This is a genomic window from Sphingobacterium sp. 18053 (genome assembly GCF_902706145.1).
Lineage (GTDB): Bacteria > Bacteroidota > Bacteroidia > Sphingobacteriales > Sphingobacteriaceae > Sphingobacterium > Sphingobacterium paramultivorum.
The window spans coordinates 146580-170563 of record NZ_CACSJW010000002.1 but is presented as its reverse complement, the minus strand read 5'-3'; the positions used below and the strand labels follow the sequence as shown (position 1 = coordinate 170563).

General features: G+C 39.5%; 19 protein-coding genes. 11 read left to right on the top strand and 8 right to left on the bottom strand.

Annotation, left to right across the window (positions count from 1 at the left end):
* Positions 1-11: 11 nt before the first annotated feature.
* The 4 genes from GVK91_RS04835 to GVK91_RS04820 all read left to right on the top strand — a co-directional run bounded on the left by GVK91_RS04835 (position 12) and on the right by GVK91_RS04820 (position 5721).
* Entirely contained in the window at positions 12-1757 is a 1746-nt protein-coding gene (locus tag GVK91_RS04835; RefSeq protein ID WP_153845737.1) for a RagB/SusD family nutrient uptake outer membrane protein, read from the top strand.
* Between the two features lie 169 nt (positions 1758-1926).
* Entirely contained in the window at positions 1927-3228 is a 1302-nt protein-coding gene (gene der, locus GVK91_RS04830; protein WP_153845736.1) for a ribosome biogenesis GTPase Der, read from the top strand.
* 21 nt (positions 3229-3249) lie between these two features.
* Positions 3250-4716, top strand: coding sequence for a cysteine--tRNA ligase (gene cysS / locus GVK91_RS04825; RefSeq protein WP_153845735.1), 1467 nt, complete (start codon positions 3250-3252; stop codon positions 4714-4716).
* A 120-nt stretch (positions 4717-4836) separates the two neighbouring features.
* Positions 4837-5721, top strand: a complete 885-nt coding sequence (locus tag GVK91_RS04820) for a DUF4440 domain-containing protein (RefSeq protein WP_153845734.1) — start codon at positions 4837-4839, stop codon at positions 5719-5721.
* A 79-nt stretch (positions 5722-5800) separates the two neighbouring features.
* Here the strand turns inward: GVK91_RS04820 and GVK91_RS04815 are convergent, their stop codons facing one another.
* Positions 5801-7150: a peptidylprolyl isomerase gene (locus GVK91_RS04815; protein ID WP_153845733.1), complete on the bottom strand. Its 1350-nt coding sequence runs from the start codon at positions 7148-7150 to the stop codon at positions 5801-5803.
* 483 nt (positions 7151-7633) lie between these two features.
* Between GVK91_RS04815 and GVK91_RS04810 the strand changes: the two genes are divergently transcribed.
* On the top strand, positions 7634-8725 hold the full coding sequence (locus GVK91_RS04810; protein WP_159727273.1) for a lactonase family protein: 1092 nt from the start codon (positions 7634-7636) through the stop codon (positions 8723-8725).
* A gap of 60 nt (positions 8726-8785) precedes the next feature.
* Here the strand turns inward: GVK91_RS04810 and mnhG are convergent, their stop codons facing one another.
* Genes mnhG through GVK91_RS04775 form a run of 7 tightly spaced genes read right to left on the bottom strand, consistent with a single transcriptional unit; the run spans position 8786 to position 14528 of the window.
* Positions 8786-9136: a monovalent cation/H(+) antiporter subunit G gene (gene mnhG / locus GVK91_RS04805; RefSeq protein ID WP_046671613.1), complete on the bottom strand. Its 351-nt coding sequence runs from the start codon at positions 9134-9136 to the stop codon at positions 8786-8788.
* Positions 9129-9404, bottom strand: a complete 276-nt coding sequence (locus GVK91_RS04800; RefSeq protein ID WP_046671612.1) for a monovalent cation/H+ antiporter complex subunit F — start codon at positions 9402-9404, stop codon at positions 9129-9131. Before GVK91_RS04800 ends, mnhG begins: the two co-directional genes overlap by 8 nt.
* Positions 9401-9859 carry a Na+/H+ antiporter subunit E gene (locus GVK91_RS04795; protein WP_227550155.1) on the bottom strand — a complete coding sequence of 153 codons (459 nt, stop codon included), beginning with the start codon at positions 9857-9859 and terminating at the stop codon, positions 9401-9403. The genes GVK91_RS04800 and GVK91_RS04795 overlap by 4 nt, the downstream gene beginning before the upstream one ends.
* A gap of 19 nt (positions 9860-9878) precedes the next feature.
* On the bottom strand, positions 9879-11387 hold the full coding sequence (locus GVK91_RS04790; RefSeq protein WP_153845731.1) for a proton-conducting transporter membrane subunit: 1509 nt from the start codon (positions 11385-11387) through the stop codon (positions 9879-9881).
* Positions 11384-11740: a Na+/H+ antiporter subunit C gene (locus tag GVK91_RS04785; RefSeq protein ID WP_046671609.1), complete on the bottom strand. Its 357-nt coding sequence runs from the start codon at positions 11738-11740 to the stop codon at positions 11384-11386. Before GVK91_RS04785 ends, GVK91_RS04790 begins: the two co-directional genes overlap by 4 nt.
* Positions 11740-12162 (bottom strand): Na+/H+ antiporter subunit B, encoded by a 423-nt coding sequence (locus GVK91_RS04780; protein WP_046671608.1) that lies wholly within the window; start codon positions 12160-12162, stop codon positions 11740-11742. The genes GVK91_RS04785 and GVK91_RS04780 overlap by 1 nt, the downstream gene beginning before the upstream one ends.
* Positions 12163-12218: 56 nt before the next feature.
* Entirely contained in the window at positions 12219-14528 is a 2310-nt protein-coding gene (locus tag GVK91_RS04775; protein WP_159727271.1) for a putative monovalent cation/H+ antiporter subunit A, read from the bottom strand.
* Positions 14529-14947: 419 nt separating this feature from the next.
* On the opposite strand from GVK91_RS04775, the gene GVK91_RS04770 reads away from it, so the two are divergent.
* From GVK91_RS04770 to GVK91_RS04745, 6 genes are all read left to right on the top strand, one after another.
* Positions 14948-15469 (top strand): RNA polymerase sigma-70 factor, encoded by a 522-nt coding sequence (locus tag GVK91_RS04770; protein WP_159727269.1) that lies wholly within the window; start codon positions 14948-14950, stop codon positions 15467-15469.
* A 52-nt stretch (positions 15470-15521) separates the two neighbouring features.
* The gene (locus GVK91_RS04765) at positions 15522-16661 is read left to right on the top strand and encodes a FecR family protein (protein ID WP_159727267.1); all 1140 of its coding nucleotides are present in this window, start codon (positions 15522-15524) and stop codon (positions 16659-16661) included.
* Positions 16662-16894: 233 nt separating this feature from the next.
* Positions 16895-20446: a SusC/RagA family TonB-linked outer membrane protein gene (locus GVK91_RS04760; RefSeq protein WP_235032760.1), complete on the top strand. Its 3552-nt coding sequence runs from the start codon at positions 16895-16897 to the stop codon at positions 20444-20446.
* Between the two features lie 11 nt (positions 20447-20457).
* Positions 20458-22074, top strand: a complete 1617-nt coding sequence (locus GVK91_RS04755) for a RagB/SusD family nutrient uptake outer membrane protein (protein ID WP_159727263.1) — start codon at positions 20458-20460, stop codon at positions 22072-22074.
* 1 nt (position 22075) lies between these two features.
* Positions 22076-22981, top strand: a complete 906-nt coding sequence (locus GVK91_RS04750; RefSeq protein WP_159727261.1) for a putative zinc-binding metallopeptidase — start codon at positions 22076-22078, stop codon at positions 22979-22981.
* Between the two features lie 10 nt (positions 22982-22991).
* The gene (locus GVK91_RS04745) at positions 22992-23837 is read left to right on the top strand and encodes a DUF4302 domain-containing protein (protein WP_235032759.1); all 846 of its coding nucleotides are present in this window, start codon (positions 22992-22994) and stop codon (positions 23835-23837) included.
* Positions 23838-23984 lie beyond the last annotated feature (147 nt).

Sequence of the window (23984 nt, the reverse complement as noted above, 5' to 3'; positions counted from 1 at the left end):
GAAAATCAACAATGAAAAAGATATTAATAGGACTTTTGATCGCAACGGCAGTATCCTCCTGCGATATAGATCGTCTTCCTTATACTTCAATGGACGAAGAAAATATTGCAAGTAATCCTGATGCAATGGTAACAGGTACTTATGCGCAGTTAAAAGCTTGGTCTGATCCGATGCACCGTCTTGGTGAATACGCTGGTGATAATATGATGATCCGGGGGTCATCGACAGATGCGTTTTACGAATTTATCTCCTATGCGAGAACGCCTAATAATTACCGTTTGCAGAACTTTTGGGACTATGGCTATAAGGCTATTGCACAGTCTTCGAACGTTATCAAGATGTTTGCGGAAGGTCAGAGTACAGAAATGGATAATAAATTGGGTGAATGTTATTACATCCGTGGAATGATGTATTTTTACCTTTGCCGTGCATTTGGGAAGCCATATTATCAAAGTCCAGAGACAAATCTTGGTGTTCCGATCGTTAATGGTACTCCTGACGATGTCTTCAATGATTTGAACTTGCCCGATCGTTCGTCTGTCAAAGATACATATGCTCAAGCGATCAGTGATCTGAAAAAAGCAGAAGCTTTAATCACACTTGATAAAGGGGCAGCATACGCCTCCAAAGGTGCAGCGCAGGCAATGCTTTCCCGCATTTATCTATACATGAGCGGGACATATAAGAATCCGAACGCGGAATATGCACGTCTTTCTTTAGAGTATGCCAATAAAGTGATTAATTCAGGTAAATATGTCTTGTTGGCCCGTGAGCAGTTCATGAAATATAATACCTTTAGACCTGAAGATAACAAGGAGACCATCTTTGCGGTGAAACGTGTTGCGTCTGAGTTCTCGGGCGATGATCATTATTATGGTATCGGTGGTATGTATTCCAATATTGGTGGTATGGGCTGGGGTGAGATGTATTCCAGTGCCAAATATATTGATCTTTTAAATGAAACTGGTCGTAATGACTGGCGACCAGATCATTATACGATTGTCGACGCACGCGCAGCATTTATAGAGCCGACTTATTCCAAAGACGATAAAGGCAATTACTCAACAGTTTTTCGATTTATCAAACAGAACTCACCTGCAAAAGTCGGTGACCCTAAAACATTAAGTTATGTGCAAATTCCGGCCATTATTAATGGGAATACAGTAATTGCTCGAGAAGTAAAAAAGGTGGGTGATCAAGAAGTTGTTAAAGAATATACTTTAGCGACAATTAATGCTGGTCAGCAGACTTATTCCATTACCTATGAAGACGGTAATACCTATTCGGGTATGATTGATTACTATATTTCCTTAAACCGTGCTTATCCACAGTTTTATATTGTGAAATGCTCACGTGAAGGCGAGGAGTCTCAACTGCACTCGCCTGTAATCAGCCGCTTGGGTGAAATTTATTTAAACCGGGCAGAGGCTAATGCAAAATTAGGTAACTATGGCGCTGCTTTAAATGATTTAAATACCATCAGAAATCGTTCTATTGTCAATGGCGGATATACTTCAATTGATGCGGCCAGTGCAAGCAAACTGATTGACAAAGAGCGTCAGTTGGAATTGGCCTATCAGGCTGAACGCAGCTATGATGTGTTCCGTAACGGAGATCCATTAAACCGTACCTATCCGGGGCCACAGAAACAATTTGAGGATATTGTACCGACAGATTTTAGAGTGACTTATTTTATTCCTCAGGATGCGATCAATTCATATCCGGGTAAATTGACTCAGAATCCAACGTCTAACTAGACGAATATTTATAATTTAAACCCTATAAATGGCTTTACTTCACGGTAAAGCCATTTTTGTTTTTGAGTCGCGATAATCCCTTTTGAATCCGTATCTTTGTTCCCTTAAGTATATTTTTAGCATAAAAGTGCCATCTGCTGTGAGAGCGGGTGGATCAAATAAAATAAATATGGCAAATATTGTTGCAATTGTTGGTCGTCCAAATGTTGGTAAATCTACCTTATTCAATCGTCTTACAGAAAGTAGAAAAGCGATTGTTGATGACTTTAGCGGGGTGACGCGCGACCGTCATTATGAAACAGCCGAGTGGATCGGAAAGAAATTTACAGTAATTGATACAGGTGGTTTTGTACATGGTTCGGATGATGTCTTTGAAGAGGCTATCCGCGATCAGGTCTATATCGCTATTGAAGAAGCTTCGGTCGTTATATTCATGGTGGATGTCACCACTGGCATTACCGACTTGGATGACGAAATCGCTGATATTCTGAGAAGAAGCTCCAAACCTGTGTATGTAGTGGCCAATAAAGTCGATCACGCGAAATTGCATCATGAATCGGCAGAGTTTTATGCCTTTGGTTTAGGAGAGGTCTTCAATATCTCGTCGGCTACAGGATCGGGTACAGGTGAATTGTTGGATGCTGTGGTTTCTCATTTCGAAGTGGAGGAGGAAGAAGAAGAATCCTTACCTAAATATACCATCGTAGGCCGCCCGAATGTGGGTAAATCTTCTTTGACAAACGCTTTGATCGGAAAAGATCGCAATATTGTAACGCCAATGGCAGGGACAACACGTGATTCAATCCGTATACATTACAATCAATATGGACATAACTTTTTATTGATCGATACTGCAGGTCTTCGTCGTAAGTCCAAAGTAAATGAAGATATTGAGTTTTATTCGGTGATGCGTACCATCAAAGCCTTGGAAGATTCTGATGTGACGATCTTAATGTTGGATGCACAGGATGGTTTAGAAGCGCAGGACGTTAATATTTTCAACCTGGCGGAGAAGAACCGTAAAGGTATCGTAATTGTTGTCAATAAGTGGGATTTGATTGAAAAAGACAACAAAACAATGAAGGCTTTTGAAGATCGCATCAAAGAGAAAATAGCACCATTTACAGATGTGCCTATTATCTTTACTTCCGTAACCGAAAAACAACGTGTTCTTAAGGTGTTGGAAGTTGCCGACAAGGTATATGCCAACAGGACCAAAAAGATCCCTACTTCCAAATTGAATGAAGTGATGCTGGATATTATCGAGAATTATCCACCGCCATCCTTAAAGGGTAAATATATTAAAATTAAATATGCAACACAATTGCCAGGACGGACACCGATGTTTGCATTCTTCTGTAATCTGCCACAATACATCAAAGATCCGTACAAACGTTTTATTGAAAACAAATTGCGTGAGCACTTTGACTTTACAGGTGTGCCAATTCAAATATATTTCAGACAAAAATAGATTTCCAAGCAGCGATTAAACATGGACCATAATCTCTTTTTATATAATACGCTTTCGCGAACAAAAGAAAAATTCGAACCTATTCATCCCAATCTCGTTGGTATGTACGTATGTGGACCCACAGTGTACAGTGATGTGCATTTGGGAAACTGTCGGACGTTTGTATCTTTTGATTTGATTTTTAGATACTTGCGTCACCTTGGTTATAAAGTGCGTTATGTGCGCAATATTACCGATGCGGGACACTTGGAAGGCGATCGTGATGAAGGGGATGACAAATTTGCAAAAAAAGCAAAATTGGAACAATTGGAACCGATGGAAATCGTTCAAAAGTATACGATAGGTTTTCATGACGTATTGCGTCTTTTCAATACGTTGCCGCCCAGTATTGAGCCTACTGCAACAGGACATATTTCCGAACAGATCGAAATGATCGAACAGATTATAGAGAATGGCTATGCCTATGAGCGGAACGGTACGGTTTATTTTGATGTTGAAAAATACGTTGAAACATACGATTATACGATATTGACCAATCGTAAATTAGAAGATATGCTCAATAATACCCGTGAATTGAGTGGTCAGGATGAGAAAAAGGGGCGTTTGGATTTTGCTTTGTGGATCAAAGCAAAACCTGAAACGATTATGCGTTGGCCTGCACCTTGGAGTGTTGGCTTTCCAGGTTGGCATATTGAATGTTCGGCCATGAGCAGAAAGTACTTAGGTGATCAGTTTGATATTCACGGCGGTGGAATGGATTTGGCAGCTACACATCATACCAATGAAATTGCACAGTCTGAAGCATGTAACCATACGAGCCCTGCCAAATATTGGATGCACACGAATATGTTGACTGTAAATGGTGCTCGTATGTCCAAATCTGCAGGAAATGGATTTTTACCGGGCGAACTATTTACTGGAAATCACCCCTTATTGAATAGAGGTTATTCGCCGATGGCCGTACGCTTCTTTATGTTGCAGGCACATTATAGAAGTACGTTGGATTTCTCTAATGAGGCATTGGATGCAGCCGACAAAGGGTATAAAAGGCTAATGACTGCGATCAGTCTTTTAGACAAATTGAAGGTGTCGAAAGGTGCTGATTCATTCAATTTAGCTGAAATCCACCGCAAGTGTTACGCAGCTATGGATGACGATTTTAATAGCCCTGTACTCATTGCCGAATTGTTTGAAATTGTACGTGTCATCAACTCGATTTATGATGGTAAAGCGAAAGTAACAGCTGAAGGATTGGAAGGTCTTAAAGTATTCATGAAAGAATTTGTTGAGGATATCCTAGGGCTTAGAAACGATCAGACCTCAGCATCCGATGATATCGATGACGTCATGAATCTGGTCATTAAACTACGTAATGAAGCCAAAGCAAATAAAGACTTCGTCACCTCAGATCGTATTCGTGATGAGCTTAATTCTATTGGAATTCAATTGAAAGATAGCAAAGAAGGAACACTTTGGAATAAGATTTGATAGATAAGAAATCGAATTTATAAAAGAGGAATAAAATGGAATATTCCTATTGGGAAAACACATTATCGTGGAAACCAATGGATATTCCATATAACCTTTAAAAGAAAGATCAATTTGCATATGAATTTTTGGAATAGGCTATCTGTCGTCGCAGTGATGAGTGTTGCTGGTACAACACTATACGCGCAGATACCTGAGAAAGTTGGAAGCCTATTGCAGGCTGATAAGGATGCTGCTGCATTGGCTAAAGCGTCTACGCCGCATCAGGCGTTTCTTTCGATCATTGATAAGGAATCTACGTTTTATGTCCCGTCAGCAGTAAATGCTTATAACTATCTTAATAATAGACCAAATATTCCCGATGTTTTAAATTGGCAGCCTACGTTTGCGTTGATTGCTAAAAGTCAGGAGTTTGGTGTGACTTCGGGGTCTATGGACTTTCAGAAAGTAGGTGCAAGACTGCGTCATGGAGAATACCTGACTGTGTGGAAACGCAATAAGAAGGGCAAGTGGCTGGTCGATATTCGTGCCGAAGTTGAAAATAACGGGAAGGATGGGGAATTTGATCTTGAATATATCGAACCTACCGATTCGTGGTATCTGAAGCATCGCTCTAAAGTGCGATTGGATCAGCGTGAAGATATTGTCCTGGAGACGGACAAATTGATGTCAACAGTTTTGAAGGCCGACAACCCAACCGCATATAAGGAGTTCTTAAGCGAGGATGTCCGCTTTTTGTTCCCTTGGACCAGTCCGATGGAAGGAAAGGCAACAATGATGGCTTATCTCAAAAAACAACGGATGACGATAGAAACAGTACCCGAAGAAGTAAAACGTTCTTATAGTGGCGATTTTGCCTATACCAAGGGAACTGCAACGGTGCGACAAAAGGATAAAGTTGTGAAGTATAATTATATTCGTATCTGGCAACTGAGCGAATTGGCGAAGGATGATGTGAAGAAAGCGAACTGGAATATTCTGATCGAGATGATGTTTGAGAAATAGCATGACGATTGCAAAATAAAAAAGGGCTTGAATATATACTATTCAAGCCCTTTTTTTATAGGATAAGTGTATTGTACACTTATTGTTTTTTCCATTTTTTCAATCCTTCACTCTGACCGAAGTCATCACTGATATTGATGTAAGTGGTCTTCAATTTATCATCGAACCATTTGCTCAGATTACGATTGGTTTTATCCTGAACGGCGGCCTCTTTGATCTTTGTGAAATCCTCATCCAAATTTGCTTTGTGCGGCGGGATACGTGTTTTTAAGTAATTGAAACGGTAGCCTACATCGCCCATTTTGTCTGTAAATTGCTCTGGTTTGGAGTATTCTCCTGGTTTTAGTGGATCAATTGCTGTAAATACTGATTTCTCCAAGCCATCCATAGGAATTACGGTTGTGCGGCTTGAGCCTTCTTGATTTAAGATCATACCACCATTGAATTTACTTTCCTCTGCATCTGAATAATTTGTAGCGGCATGGTAGAAATCCATTTTTTTGTCAACAACCAATTTATAGATACTGTCCAATTTGTTTTTTGTTCGTTCCAACGCTGCAGCACCAGGATTGATCTTCATCAGGATATGGCGTGTGTGTACCTCTTCGCCACGTCTTTCCAGCACCTGAATAATATGAAAGCCATATTTGGATTCTACAATAGGTGATATTTCTCCAGGTTTTGATTTAAAAGCCATCGCAGAGAATTCCTTTACGTAGTTGTCACGTGTACCAAAACCTAAATCACCACCATAAGGGGCAGATCCAGGATCTTGCGAGTATATACGGGCCATTGTACCAAAGTCCGAGCCATCTACAATCTGTTTGCGTATACCTTCAATCTTCTCTCGCTGTTCTTTTTTCTCTGCATCGGTCAATTTGGGCATCATGACAATTTCACCGATTTCTACCTCGGTATTGAAGTAAGGCAGACTGTCTTTATTCAAGCCTTCAAAATAACGCTTTACTTCCAACGGAGTTACATCTATCTTAGAAACGATGTTTTGTCTCATTTTCTGCGCTTTTAATTGTTCGAAAACACTAGGACGCATTTCTTCTTTGTATTGCAATAAAGAGCGGTTAAGGAATTTTTCAAGACGTTCTTGCCCCCCTGCCTGTTGGGACATATGGCGCAGACGTGCATTGAGGTTGTCATCAACTTCGGTCTCGGTTACATCGATGGAGTCAATTACGGCTTGTTGAGATAATAATTTTTGGACAATTAACTGTTCCAATATACCATCTTTATAGTTTTCATCTGGTTTATTCCCTTGCGCCAACCATTGAGAATATTGCATATCCACGTCGGACTGTAAGATAATGCCCGATCCAACCGTTGCTACAACGCGATCAATAACTTGACGTTGCGCAAGACTGGCCTGAATTGATGCAAACAGCAATAAAAACAATATATAAATGTTTTTTTTCATCCGTATAAATTATTTATGATATTTATGAGTGATCTTCATTTGTATAAATGAATTCGTTTCACTCGGTTATTTGTTCATCATTTATTTTTTTGTCACAAGCATTCACGCTGCCTTCGGCGGTATGCGTAGTAATTGTGTTCAATATATACTTTTTTGAACAACAGCACAAAATTATCAGATTATATGAATTATTCGTACTTTTATTTAACAATATTTTTGTATTCCCAATATTTTAAATGGGCGATTTTAGAATTGTTAAAATTGATGTGCTAAAATACGCATTTGCCTATTAGAAAGGACGGTTTTAACCAAATTTAACAAGTCTATTGACGATATTTACGCCTATAAAATAGCGGGGTTTTTAGATCCTCACACGAAGGAATGAATGGGTGAATTTAAGTAGGGTCCCGTATAATTTAGAAACAAACTTGATGTAACGGTCTCATTCAACAAATGAGTATCTACATTTATAAAATAATTTCAATGAAAAAAGCATTTATTTATTTGATGACAATTTTACCTCTTGCTAGTTTTGCGCAACAGATTCCCATGTTTGTGGGCACATATACAAGCAAAACCGCGAGTAAGGGCATCTATATTTATAATTTTGATGTTAAAACTGGTGAAACAACTTTGTCGAGCACGCAAGAAAGTAAAGATCCATCCTTTTTAGCGCGAAATAATAACTTTATTTATGCCGTTAATGAGGTTCCAAATCAAGAGGGGACTGTTTCGGCCTATTCTTTTAAGGACGGTCATTTAACTTTTCTAAACTCACTTCCTTCCGGAGGGGAGTCGCCTTGTTTTGTTGAAATACATCCTAAGGGTAGCTTGCTCGCTGTGGCAAATTATACAGGCGGCTCTGCAGCGCTGTTTGATTTAGAAAGTAATGGTGTTTTAAGCAAAAGAGCACGATTAATACAACACGAGGGCAAGGGGGTGGACCCCGTACGCCAAGAAAAGCCACATGTACATTCTACTTTTTTCTCTAATAAAGGGGATAAGTTGTACGTCCAAGATCTTGGTTTGGATGAGATTTCTATTTATCCGGTGAATAAAACGGGAAATGCTTATAGCCTTGCTGATGAATCAGAAGATATCTTTACGCCTGCTGGTGGCGGTCCTAGACATATTGTATTTGATAAGAAAGAGAAATTCCTATATGTCGTATTGGAAATGACTGGTCAAATTGCATCGTATAAGAAAGATGGCGACGCATGGATGTACCAAAGTACTTTCGATATCAACCCCGAAGGTTTTAAAGGAAGTAACGGCGGTGCTGATATGAAGATCTCTGCTGATGGAAAATTTCTGTATGCGACCAACCGTGGCGATGCCAATACGATAGCTACTTTTTCGGTAGAGAAGGATGGGGAATTGAAGAAAATAGCGAATCTTTCAGTAAAAGGTAAAGGTCCGCGTAATTTCAACCTTTCTCCGGATGGGAAATATCTTTTGGTCGCCAATCAATATACCAACAACATTGTTTTGTTTAGCCGGGATGCTAAAACGGGTTTGTTGACAGATACTGGAAAAGAAATTGCTGTACCAGCACCTGTTTGCATTATCTTCTAATCCAGAAAAGAAGTTCGAATAAGACAAGAAGATTTTTAGAAAAAACCGTGTGCGCTTTTCTTAAAAATCTTCTTTTCTACAATCTAATTTACCTTCCTTTTCAAGGTCATTTAAGGTGGTTCCCTTCCATGTTTTTACCCGCTGTATATAAGCAGCTCTGCCAATCATGTGTGCTGCAACCGGAGCCGTTAAGATCAGAAAAAATCCAATAGCTATAGCCTTGGTCGTTACGGATACATCCGGGAAGGTCATTGCCGCGCAGATGAGTAAAAGTCCCACACCCAGCGTTGCCGCCTTTACCGTAACCGAAAGACGTAAATAAAAATCGGGCATCCGCAAGATGCCAATAGACGCAAATAGTATGGCCAAGGCCCCGATGGTACTGAGTATGGCTAAAGTAATATCAATCATCTTTGCTTTGTTTTTCTAAATAAAATGAAAATGCGATGGTACCAAGAAATGCGATAAGCGCCAAGATCATGGCAATGTCTAAAAACACTTCCTGCGAAGTTCGTATACTATAAACGGTAATAATGCCAATTCCGATGGTGATAATGAGATCTAGGGCAATAACACGATCAAATATCTGGGGACCTTTATACAGACGAATAAAAGCCAGTATGACTGAGATAGTCAAGATCGGAAGGATCACATAATCAAAATAGCTATTTAAAGTCATCTTAAGAGTTCTAAAAGTCTTCGTTCAACATTATTTTTAAGGGTAGAAACAAACTGTTCCTTGCTTTTCATGTACATGACGTGAATAAAGAGCGTTTTTTTATCTTCACTTACGTCGAGGATAAGTGTGCCGGGTGTCAACGAGATAAAGGTTGAAAGCAGGTTAATTTCCAAATCGGTTTTTGCATCCATGGGATACTTGACAATCGCAGGTTTGATAAAAAACTTGGGGGTTATCACGTCGTAGGCAACCTGCACATTGGCAACAATCATTTCCCACAGGAAAAAAAGAATAAAACTCAATGTTTTGGGGACCCGATAAAAGTAGCGTTGATCCACCTCATTCCTGTTCATAAGCCAGAGGATACCAAATCCCAACATAAAGCCGAATAAGAAGTTGGTGTAATACATCGATCCCGTCAATGCGACCCAGATAAAGGATAACATGAGGTTCATTAAAAACTGTTTTATCATATCATTTCTGCCCTCCTAGTACAGCGTTTATGTAAGGTGATGTGTCCAATAATTGTGTAGCGATCTGATCCGCCACATGGATAATCGCTTCGGCGTTGAGTCCGATATACAGAGACGCAGATGCCAAAATAACGATAGGGAGTATGAGCATTGTTTTTTTATAACCGATCATACCCGCAAATTTATCGTCAATGACTTCCGGATCAGGGACATCTTTCCAGAATACCTGTGCCCACATTTTGGCGATGACAAACAAGGTGATAAAACTGCCAATGATCAGGGCTCCCGCGAAAGCATATTTTTCTAACTGGAAAGCGTCTTTGAAAAGATATATTTTTGGCCAGAACCCTGAGAGAGGCGGGATGCCCACCAGTGAAAAAAGGACAATGGCAAAAAGTAATGAAATCTTTGGGTATTGGGCATAAAGTCCGCCCAGTTTAGTCATATCCATGGTGCCGCGGAGTTGTCGTATAACACCGGCTATGAGGAATAAATTCGTTTTGACCATGATATCATGAATCAGATAAAATACTGCCCCCAATAAAGCCCATTTGCTATACAGGCCCAATCCGCCAATCATAAAACCAATATGACAAACGATCAAATAGGAAAACAACCTCCGGATATTGGTTTTGATCAATGCACCAAAAGCGCCCGTCAGAATTGTCAATATGGCTAGTACGATAAGGAGTTCCTTGGTAAAATGATTGGGAATAAATAGTAGGGAAAATACCCTGAACAAGGCGTAAATCCCAACCTTGGTCAATAAGCCCCCAAATGTCGCCGCTACGGCCGAAGGTGGCGTATGGTAAGAGGACGGTAACCAGAAATAGAGTGGAAATACGGCGGATTTAATACCGAAACCGATCAGGAAAAATGTTGCTGTAATTTCTACTAATGCCTGATTTTGTATTTTAGGAATACGCAGGGCTAGGTCGGCCATGTTTAATGAACCTGAAATGCCATAAAGTATGCCTATTCCGGTTAGGAAAAATGTGGAGGCCAGGATATTCATGGCCATATATTTTACAGCTCCCTCCAACTGGGATTTTCTACCCCCCAAGGTCATGAGTACAAAAGAGGAAATAATAATGACTTCAAACCATACGTACAGGTTGAAGATGTCACCTGTCAGAAAGGCGCCGTTAAGTCCCATCATCAAAAAGTGAAAGATCGGGAAATAACCATAGAGGATGCGCTGGCGTCCCACACCGACACAGGAAAAGATGGAGACTGCCAGACCTGCGATAGAAGTCAGGAGAACAAGGGTACTACTGAATAGATCGGCAACAAAAACGATCCCAAAAGGAGCTTTCCAATTGGCGGCATTCATGGTCAAAATACCATCATCATAAACCTTGAAGAATAGTTTAAAGGCAAGAATAAGTGCGAGCAAGCTTCCGCCAACGCTCAGAAAACGTTGTGCAGTGGATTTGCGCCACAACATCAGTTGGACAATAGCAATAAATAAATGCACGATTATCGTGGCAATAATGTGGTTGTCTATCATATATCTTCTTCCTCAGGCGTGTTCAAATCATCCAGATCATCTGTACCCAGCAGTGCATATACACGCTTGAGTAAAACGATGGCAAAGGAGGTTAGGCCAAAGCTGATCACGATGGCCGTTAAAATAAGTGCTTGTGGAATCGGGTCCGCATAAATATCGGTGAATACCTTCAGATCGGGTCCAATGATGGGTGGTTTACCTTTAATAATATTTCCCAATAAGAAGATCAATATATTGGTACCATTGCCCAGTAACATAATCCCTAACAACAATTTCACCATGCTTCGACGCAAGATGAGGTATATTCCGGCAGCATAAAGGATGCCGATCAATAACACGAGTATCAGTTCCATTATTCTTCTTCTTCAGTAGTTAAAGCAATTGTAAATAAAATTGTCAGGACGACACCTATGACAACAAAGTACACACCAAGGTCAAAAAATAAGGCGGTTCCTATCATCCCGATAACAGGAATTTTCTCTTCCAGCCAAAGTCCGGTCATGACAGGGTAGCCAAAAAATGCAGGTAAGAACATGCTTATGGCCGAAATCCCCAATCCTATGGGAATAAGTGACAAGGGTTTGTACTGAATCAATTTCATGGTATTTTGAGGGCCAAAGGCAAAACTATGCAGCACAAAGGCAATCGAAGCAACCAAGCCGCCAACGAAACCTCCGCCGGGGTAATAATGCCCCCTGAGTAGAAGGAACACCGAGAAAAGTAAGAGTATCGGTAATAAATACCGCGTAGCGGTCTGTAATATTGTACTGTTCATTTGTTACTATTTAGCAATGAGTTATCAGCTCATTTGTGCATAACCTTTATCTATCATTATTCTTTATCAGAGGATTTTAAACGTAATTTTAATAAGCTATATACCCCTAATGCAGCAATACTCAATACCACAATTTCAAACATGGTGTCAAAACCTCTGAAATCCACAAGTATTACATTGACGACATTTTTTCCTTTAGCAAGCACATAAGCATAATCGCCATAGAAATCACTGATATTGGTTGTCGTTGGTTCATGGAGTACACGGAGTGCGACCATGGATAGCAAGATTCCAAAAACGATAGCGACCACGGCGTCGCGAATGATGGTGCGTCGGTTGGCCAAATTCAGAAAAGAAGGGAGCTTAAAGAGTACCAATACGAAGAGTACCACCGTGAGTGTATCAATGGTGAATTGCGTCATCGCTAGATCTGGGGCACTGTAAAACACGAAAATAAGACATATGGCATAACCTACAACACTGGTGGCTACTACGGCTGTTAAACGGGATGAGGTGCGGATGGTGAGTACAATGGCGCCGATCAAAATGCAGACTGTGGTGACTTCGTAGAAACTCACAGGAGATAAGGTTTCCCATTTGATATGGAGTGGCCCGCCCAGGTATAACTGGTAGGCGATCAATAATTCGGCAAATAAGATAATTTTCAACAGATACGAACGCAAATAGCCGTTGTGCATTTTGTTTGTGAAGAAGGTAGAGAACAAAACAATTTCCTGCGCACATAATCGGATGATATATTCAGGAGAAATCTTATTGAAATTTGCAATCCAAGCCAATTTTTTCTCGCTGGGCCTGTTTGTGAAATAAAGTAACGTACCAGCGGCAATTGTAATAGCGCTTAATAGCAGGATTAAATTAAAGCCATGCCAGATTTTCAGTTGAAAAGTTTCGGGTTTTGCGAGTATGCTTGTTGCAGTAGGTCCGGCGATCCATTCGCCGATAAGTCCGGGGATACAGCCAAAAACAACACCGAGAACGGCTAAAAGTAGAGGTGGGATCCACATGGCTTTATAGGGCAGGTGGATTGTATTAAATTGCTCGGGTAGCTTACCCATAAAAGGTTTGATACCGGCCATAAATCCAGCAGAGACCAAGAGTATATTTGTTACTACTGCAGCGACGGTCAAATAGAGAAATAAATCGGGGGTGGCATGTAGTGTTGCCTCATAAATCAGATCCTTTCCAATAAATCCAAATGTAAGTGGAATACCTGCACTGGAAAGTGCCGCTAGGAAACCTGCTATAGCGACAGGCATTAATACCTTGTGTAGCCCCCGTAATATTGTAAGATCCCGCGTTCCCGTTTCATGGTCTATAATCCCCGTAATCAAGAATAAGGCAGCTTTATATAAGGCATGTACGAGTATAAAGACACTTGCAGCGATAATGGCATCCTTGGTACCGAGTCCCAATAAGAAAACCAAAATACCGAGGGCGGATATGGTTGAATAAGCGAGTACTCCCTTGAGGTCTGTTCTGAAAAGCGAATGGAATGCGGCATAAAGCATCGTGAGGCCACCAATGGCCATGAGGGAATACATCCAGATCGGGTTGCCCCCAAGTATCGGTGAAAAACGGGCCAAAAGGTAGATTCCTGCCTTTACCATGGTTGCCGAATGTAAGTAGGCCGACACCGGTGTTGGCGCCTTCATGGCACCGGGTAGCCAAAAATGGAAAGGGAATTGTGCTGATTTCGTAATCGCTCCAAGTGCTATGAGGCCAAAGACCAGGGGAAAAAGTGGATGTTGCTGAATGATCGATACTTTGCCGATGAGTGCTGTAATATGGTAAGTACCGGCAATATTACCCAGCAAAATAAAACCTGCCAGTAGAAAAAATCCACCCAACCCAGTAATGGATAGTGCGGTCAGTGCGCTTTTGCGCGAATCATTTTTGTCATTGTTAAATCCAATGAGAAAAAATGAGCTGATCGAGGTCAGTTCCCAGAAGATAAACAATAGTAACATGTTGTCCGACAGGACAAGCCCCAGCATAGCCGACATAAAAAGGCAGAGGTAGCCAAAGAATCTATCGATATACCGATGACCTTTGAGATAGGCATTCGCGTAAAAGAATATACAGGAGCCGATCCCAGTAATCAATAAGGCAAAAAGTAGTGACAGTCCATCTAATTTAAAATCCAGATTGATGCCTAAGGAGGGCACCCACGACGTTGATTGTACGAAATAGGAGCCTTGACCAATAGGTACAATATATTGAGCAAAGTATAAAAATAGAAGTACCGGTAAGAATGCGAGAATAAAACCCCATTTGGTTTTTAGGAATCGACCAAATGGAACAATAAGGCTCGATGATATTAGTCCTGACAGAACAGTAAATAGCATTTAGTCTTTGTTTTAATTTTTTATTGAAGTGTTTGTTTTATTTGTCAATAAGAACCTTCTATATTTCATCGTTGCCAACGCTTATATGGCGATGAAGGTTTTTTGAAAGTCTACAATATAGTAAAAAAAAGCGAAAAAATGCTAATTTTTGACCGTTTTTCCTCTATATAAATGATAAAAGCAGGGATTTTGTTTTGGGCTAAGAACAGATTTTTTGAAGGAGAATACGTTTATAAAAATGAAACAAGAGACCCTAATTTATTGAGAAATAGAATTTTTTAATGTGCAGTATGAATAATTTATGTAATAAATATGTTAATTTTTGTTAAACAAAAATTAAAAATTATATATTTACAGAAGACTAGTTTATCAGCCACCAACGATTGTTGCTAATCAATTTTGTTATACCCGTTAGAACTATGGGACCCGAAGAGAAGTTATTTAGAACGCATTATAAAAGCTTATGTCACTTTGCATGGAAATTTGTAGGGGAATCTGCTATTGCTGAAGATTTGGTACAAGAAGCATTTATTACTTTTTTTAAGGAGCGGCAACGTATGGATGAATCTGAAAGCTTTGTTCGAAATTATTTATATACTGCCGTTCGGTTTTCCTGCTTAAAGCACCTTAGGCATGAAAAAGTAAAGGAAAAGTATTGGACGAGAGTAGGGTTCAGTGAAGAAGATGAGCATTCAGTTGAACTTTCCATGATTCATACCGAGGTGATCAATGAGGTTTATCGGATTATAACAACAATGCCTGCTGCCTGTCAGCAAATTTTTACGATGGGCTATTTGGAAGGCTTATCGAATCTTGAAATTACGGAAAGACTTCAGATTAGTGTGAACACCGTTAAGACCCAGAAGCAACGGGGAATGAAGATCTTGTTAGAGAAGCTACATCCCGAATTTTTACCCCTTATTATTTTTTTATTAAAATAATCTTAATTCCTTGTCACCCGCGTTGAATCTATAGGGTTTCTAACCTATAGATATGAAAGCTAATACCAATTACATAGCCAGACTCATTAATAAGTTACTTCGTGGTCAAGAAACCGTGGCGGAACGGGATGCTATTGAGCAGTGGCGTAAATCTGACAAAAGTAATGATGATTTGCTTGAAAGCTTTCGAGAGGCAAAGAATATTGAGGGAGATCTTAACTTTTTTGCCAATTTGGATGAAGACGAGGCTTGGGGTAATATTCAGCGGACTCCTAAGAGAATAAAGAAAAATTATCGTCTTCTTCTTCGTGTTGCCGCCATTCTCATTGTACTATTAGGAGCATCACTCTTTTATATATTTCAAGAGGATCGGAAAGTTTCTGAGCAAGTAGCAGCTATTCGTCCTGTAAAAAAAGATATTTTACCGGCGCAGCCAGGTGCCTTATTGGTCTTGGCGGATGGATCAGTTTTGCCTTTGGAGAAGTCTAACAAGACCGTAGATCCAAAAATCGTTGCTGATAATATACCCCACGCAGACCTGGCAGTAACAGAAGCTCCGTTACAGTTTAACACATTGGTTGTTCCCAAAGGTAATTTTTATAAAATAAATTTGGAGGATGGTACCCAAGTTTGGGTAAACGCAAACTCTCAACTTAAATTTCCTGTAAAATTTAAAGAAAACGAACGTCGTGTCTTCTTGGAAGGTGAGGCTTATTTTGAAGTTTCTCATGATGGAAATCGTCCTTTCTTTGTGGAATCTGGAGGAAACGAAGTGAAGGTATTGGGGACGCATTTCAACATTAATGCCTATGGGAACAATGTTCGTACAACATTGTCTTCGGGAAGAGTGCAAGTAAGTCATTCTGGAAATATCATTGTTTTGGAGCCTGGGGAATATGCGAATCTTGTAGGAGAACAACTTCGCAAAGGAAAGGCAGATTTGGAACACGATTTATCCTGGCACAACAATCAGTTTTATTTTAAGAAAGAGACCATTGTTGAGATTGCCGCCACACTTTCAAAATGGTATGACATCCATGTTAAATTCAGGAAAGATGTGGCATTGGATAAGGTCTATACAGGCAATTTCAAACGTGATGTTAAGTTGTCTGAAGTTTTAGAAATGTTGACTTACGTCTGTGATTTAAAATTTGAATTTGATGGACAAGAATTAATAGTAGGAAATAAATAAAGGAGTGTCTATGTAAAAGAAATAATACCTAATCCAAAGGTCTTATAACTAAGTAAGAACAGGAATGTTGCAGCATCCCTGTTCCGGAATGATCAAAAAGGCCTAAAAAAATTAAAAAGCGAATTAAGTAAACCCAATTAACCACAAAGAGTAAATGTATGAATAACTTACCATTTGGCAAAACGTGGCGACTGATACCTCATGACCCACGGTTTTGTAAACCTTTACGTATTATGAAAATTAGTACCTGCCTTCTTTTCGCCTTTGTGACTGGAGTTCAAGCCAACGGCTTAGCACAGAAAGTTACTTTGAAGATGAAAAATGCACGGATTGAGGAGGCGCTAAATGCGATTTCCAAGCAGTCCAATTTGCAGTTATTTTATGGGGAAAATATTGATTCTAAAACGAGAGTCAATGTGAATTTGAAGAATGCTTCTGTAGAAGAAGCATTAAATTCTGTTTTGCGTAATAACCATTTAGATTATAGGATTATTGCAAATACAATCTCCGTAAATAGCAGAATAGCGGAAGAAAATTATGATGCTGTTGCCCAGCAGAAGGTTTCGGGGATCGTTAGAAATCAAAATGGGAATGGCTTAGGTGGAGCAACCGTTACTGTAAAAGGTACTTCGGTTTCCACACAGACAGATGAGAATGGGCGTTTCAGTATAGACGCACAGCCTAATGCGACTTTAACCGTCCGTTATGTTGGATATACGGTGGGAGAGATTGCTATCGGTGGCCGACAAAACCTCTCGATTGTTTTACAGTCCAACGAACAACAAATTGACGAGGTTGTTGTGACAGGACTTGGTGGTAAAATAGACCGTCAGAATTTTACCGGAGCAACGGCCAAAGTCAATATGAAAGATGTTGAATTGGGAGGATTACCTGACCCAAGTCGTTCCCTGGAAGGACGAGTTGCCGGTGTTTCGGTACAGAATACTTCAGGAACTTTCGGTTCAGCTCCAAAAATCCGCGTTCGTGGTGCAACATCAATTTATGGTAGTTCGAAGCCGCTTTGGGTTGTTGATGGAATTATTATTGAGGATGTGGCAGATGTTTCTTCGGATGCGCTATCTTCAGGCGATGCACTGACATTGATAAGTTCCGCCGTTGCTGGATTAAATGCGAATGATATTGAGTCATTTCAAGTTTTAAAAGATGGATCAGCTACCTCAATTTATGGCGCGCGCGCCATGGGTGGTGTGATTGTAATTACAACAAAAAAAGGTGCTGTTGGGCGGAATTCATTTAATTACGTTGGTGAATTTACGTCAAGGGATATCCCTTCCTATAATAGTTTTAATATCATGAACTCCCAGGAGCAAATGTCCATGTATCAATTTATGGACCAACGTGGATGGCTCAATCTTTCTGATGTTTCGGTGGCTTCTGAGAGTGGTGTTTATGGTAAAATGTATCAGCTGATCAACGCGGGTAAATTGGAAAATACCGAGACCGCGCGAAATGCATATTTGCGTCAGGCTGAATACAGGAATACAGATTGGTTTAAAGAATTGTTTAGTAGAAATATTATGCAAAACCATTCGATCAGTTTGACTTCCGGGACAGAAAAAGCCCAATATTATACATCATTAAGTGCCATCAATGATCCAGGATGGGCAAAGCAAAGTGGCGTGAAGCGATACACAGCGATGTTTAATGCTGGGTACAATTTACTCGACAATTTAAAGTTGAATTTATTGGCAAATGGATCGTATCGTGATCAACGTGCACCTGGAACACTGGGCCAAACGATTGATGTTGTGAATATGCAGGTAAAACGCGATTTCGATATTAACCCATATTCGTATGCAATGAATACATCACGTACCTTGGATGCGAAAGAGTCTTACATCAGAAATTATGCTCCATTCAATATTCTGAATGAATTGCAGAATAACTATATGGATATTAATGTGGGCGATTACAAATTCCAAGGTGAGCTATCGTGGAAGGTTTTAAAACAATTGGAATTGACGGCAATGGGGGCCTTGCGTTATCAGCAATCGTCGCAACAGCACTATGTGAAAGATTATTCCAATCAGGCGCTTGCTTATCGCGCGATGCCTAATACCATTATACGCGATAAGAATCCTTATTTATATAAAAATCCAGACGATCCATATGCTGTTCCGGTATCCGTATTACCTTATGGGGGAATATACAACCGTACGGATTACAAGATGGTTTCCCAGAACTTTAGGTTCAATTTCAATTATAACAATACGTTTAATGAAGTACATAAATTGTACGCTTTTGGGGGAGCAACCGTCAATAATGATACCCGGAATAACGACTGGTATCGCGGATGGGGCATTCAATATGATCTGGGCGAAATTCCATTTACAGATTACCACGTATTTAAAAAGGGACAAGAAGAAAATAGTGACTATTTCAAGGTTATCAATACAAGAAATAGGGAGGTCGCTTTTTTTGGTCAGGCAAACTATACCTATGATGAACGATATACGTTAAACGGTACATTGAGGTATGAGGGTACCAATAGATTGGGGAAATCGACTTCGGCAAGATGGTTGCCAACCTGGAACGTTGCCGGACTTTGGAATGTACATAATGAAAAGTTCTTCAAGAATTGGAATTCGCCTATCAATGCCTTATCGTTTAAAGCATCGTATAGTTTGACAGCAGATCGGGGACCTTCATTTGTGACAAATTCTAAAGCTATCTTAGAGAGTTATAATCCTTGGCGTCCGAGTGCCGGAGATAAAGAAACGGGGCTACAGATAAAAGATCTTGAAAATTCCTTGCTCACTTATGAAAAGAAAAAGGAGTTAAATATTGGTACTTCGATTGGCATGTTCAATAATAGGCTTGCAATTGACGTGGATTACTACACGCGTAAGCAACATGATCTGATCGGAGAAATCAATACACAAGGTCTGGGTGGTCAAATTTCGAAATATGGAAATATTGCCAAAATGAATTCACATGGTTTGGAATTGAGTGTTGCAGGAACAATTCTTAGAAATGAAGATTTTTCGTGGAACTCTAGTTTTATTTTCACCAAAGCCGTCAATAAAATTACGGAAATGGAAAACCATAAGCAGGTTGTTGATTTGATCTCAGGGAATGGATTTGGACTGCAGGGATATCCAGTAAGATCCTTATTTTCTATTCCATTTGAAAAGTTAGATATCAATGGACTTCCAATTTTTACCGGCCCAGACGGTCCTACCACCACCGGGCTCGACTTTCAGGAGCGTGATAAAATTGGTTACTTAAAATACGAAGGCCCGACTGAACCAACGACGATGGGAAGTTTTGGAAATATTTTTGGCTATAAAGGGTTCAAGTTGAACGTGTTTTTTACCTATTCATTTGGCAATGTTGTTCGTTTGGATCCGGTCTACAAAACGCAATATACAGATCTAACAGCTACCACACGTGAATTCTGGGATTCATGGACTGTCCCTGGTGACGAATTGATCACCAATGTACCAGTGATGATCGATAAACGTATTGTAAGAAATGACAGAGAATATAAATATGCTTATAATGCGTACAACTATTCTTCTGTCAATATTGCAAAAGGTGATTTTATTCGTTTGAAGGATTTATCGTTGAGTTATGATCTACCTAAAAATGTTGTCAATTCTTTTAAAGTATCCTCTTTGGGCTTCCGATTGAATGTAACCAATCTATGGTTGGTATATGCTGACAAGCGGTTAAATGGACAAGATCCTGAATTTATCAACTCTGGTGGGGTTGCTTTACCAATTCCAAGGCAATATACGTTAACTGTACGGTTAGGACTTTAAACTTTTTTGAAATGAAAACTAAATTCTTAAATATATTAATACTCTCGGGATGTTTCATTGGCTTTACTTCATGTAATAAATATTTGGATGAATTGCCAGATAACCGTGCAGAATTAAACAATGCGGATAAGATCGGAAAAATCTTGACTTCTGCTTATCCTACAAGTTCTTATGTAATGACAGCTGAGATGTCTTCGGATAATGTCGATGATTATGGGGCGACAAATCCAAATTCGACCAGATTATCGGGGCAGATGTATAGTTGGTCTGAAATTACAGAAAAGGGCAATGATGATATCAGTGAATTTTGGATGGCTTCATACAAGGCTATATCGAGTACAAATGCGGCTTTAAAGGCTATTGATGAAGCTGGAAATCCAGAAAACCTTCAGCCTCAGAAAGGCGAGGCATTGGTTGCCCGTGCCTATAATCATTTTATGCTGGTTAATCTATTTGGCAAACATTACAACCGAAGTACCTCAAAATCTGATCTGGGTGTTACTTATATGACGAAACCCGAAACTACCCTTTCGCCCAAATATCAACGGAATACTGTGGCAGAAGTTTATGATTATGTGGTTAAAGATCTGGAAGAGGGAATTCCTATGATCGATGATGCGGCATATTCGAATAGTGCTACCGCAAAATACCATTTTAATAAAACTGCTGCTTATGCCTTCGCTGCGCGTGTATATTTATTTATGGGCGAATGGCAGAAAGCTGCTGATTACGCTTCTAAAGCTCTTGGAGACCCTACGGAGTCTTTGCGCAACTATGCGCAAGTCGCTGCTTTTGCTGCTGATCAAGGCAATGCATCTCGCGAATATAATAGTAGTACATTGAAGGCTAATTTTCTTATATTTTCTCCTTATTCCGGTTTAGGTCTGACATTTGGAGCATATTATACTGAATCGCGATATAACCATAATGCGGTTATTGCAAGGAAAGAGACTCTTTTTGCGATCGCTCCCTACTTGGCTTCTGCTAATTGGCCTGGTATTGAATCCGGAGCTATTCAAATAGGTTCTACAAATTATCGAATTAGGGCCTATGTGTATGGTGGTACCAATATTGATAAGGCTTTATTACCTCGCTTTCCGTATCTGTTTGAATTTACAGATCCCGTAGCACAAACTGGATTTGCTCGTACCACTATGACAGAATTGACTTCGGAAGAAGCACTTCTCACAAGATCTGAAGCTAATATCCACCTTAAGAAGTATGATGCAGCTATTCAGGATATGCAGCTTTGGGCTGGTAATATGGTGACTTTCGCTTCGAAAATGACCGTGGAAGGAATAAATAACTGGGGCAATCATTTCGCCTATTACACGCCAAAAGTTCCAACTCCGAAAAAGAAATTGAACAATCCAGAATATGCCATTGAATCGGGAACGCAAGAAAATATGATTCATGCTGTACTTTTTATGCGTAGAATTCAGACGCTTCATACAGGTCTTCGTTGGTTTGATCTCAAACGATATGGTATAGAGGTTTACAGAAGAACATTGGCAGGAGGGACAGTAGGATCAGTTTCTTCAGATGTATTGACGACAAATGATAACAGAAGAGCAGTACAATTGCCACAAGATGTTATTAATGCAGGTTTAACTCCAAATCCAAGGTAAGATGAACATTTTTAAAAATTTATTATATGCAGGGCTAATCCTTTCCTTTCTCGCTTCATGTAGAAAGGAAGATAAGCTGGATCCAAACAGTGTTTTCATTGATTCGAAGTTGACACAAAATGATTTAGATAAATATATCTATGAAAATATAACAAAACCTTATAACATAGATGTTTTATATAAATACGTAGACAAGGAATCGGATATGAATTATAATTTGGTACCAGCCACCTATGATGCATCGATAAGAATGACTCGGTTAATCCAGTATTTAGGGTTGGAACCTTACGACGATTTAACAGGGAGCAAACAATTTATTCGAAGTTACTTCCCGAAGTTACTGAATTATATAGGATCTGTTTCTGTTATGAACAACGGTACCGTAGTATTAGGTACTGCTGAAAATGGTACAAAGATGTCTTTATATAATTTATTAAATCTTGACGAGGAAAGTGGTAGTGACGTAGACTATTTAAATTATTATTATTTCAAAACTATACATCACGAGTTTCAGCATATTTTGAATCAGACAAAGCCATTTCCTTCTGATTTTAATAGTATTACAGGAACTTCTTATGTCGGGGATGATTGGAGTCAGACCTATTCGGAATCGAGGGTAGGTTTGGCTGTTGCTGATGGTTTTATTTCACCGTATGCTTCAAAAGAAGCGGTAGAAGACTATGCTGAACTCTATTCCTATTACGTGACCCGGAGTCAGGATGAATTAAACGCGATATTGACAGCACCAGGGTCGACGGCCGCAGGCAGGGCATTGGTGCAGAAAAAACTTAACATCGTAAAAACTTATATGAAGGATAAATGGGGAATTGACATGGATTTACTTCGGAAAAACATCCTCAATAGGACAGCGAAATTAGGTGATTTTGATCAAACGAAAATCAAATAAATAAAAGACTATGAAATTTCATTCAATTTATATAGCCATGTTTGTATCGCTTTTGTTGGGAACAAGTTGTGACAAAAAGCGCGATCGATTCTTTGAAGATAATCCAACAGAACGGTTGAATGCAAGCGTAGACAATGCATACAAAATTTTAAAATCAAATCCGAACGGCTGGATTATGCAATACTATCCGAGTAAAGATTTGGAATTTGGAGGTTATAATCTTTTTACAAAGTTTACCTCCGATGACCGTGTTGAGTTTCAAGCGGACTATGTGCATAAAAATATACATACCGACTATACAACACAGATAAGCACCTATAAGGTATATCCTGTAGCAGGACCTATTTTGACTTTTGATACTTTCAACGAAATTATTCATTTTTTTGCACTTCCAGGTGCATATACAGAAGAAGGAGCAGTGGATTCAGGGACCAAGGGGGATTTTGAGTTTTTAGTACTGAAAGCGACTGCAGATTCAGTTATTCTCCAAGGTCGCAAGACTTATAACCGTGTTGTGATGCTTCCGATAAAATCTGACCCGGCTGCATTGATAAAAAAACTTCAAAAAACAGCTCAACTATTTGATTCTTTCTTTGAATATGCTGTAGAAGTAGGGGGAAAGAGTTATGAGGCCTATATTTACAGTGATATGAATCGAGCTTTTGTATTTGATGATGCAACCGACGAGAATATCTATTCTTACGTGTATACAGAGACAGGATTAGAATTCTATAAGGAATTTAGTATAAAAGGCGTAAAGGTCAAAAAGATGACTTATGTGAGTCCAACCTCCGTTTATCCTTATGGTTATTTTGAAAATCCGGAGAAAACTGTAAAGTATGTTCCGGTAGGGTAGAATTATAGTTTATGTTTAATGGCTCTTTCAAAGATTATTTGGAGGGGCCATTGTTTTATGAAAATTTCAGCGCACATTCTTGTCAATTTTGAAAAAGCTGTTAGTTTTTGTTACTTTCTTTCAGGGTTAAGCGAAAGATTCTTTTTT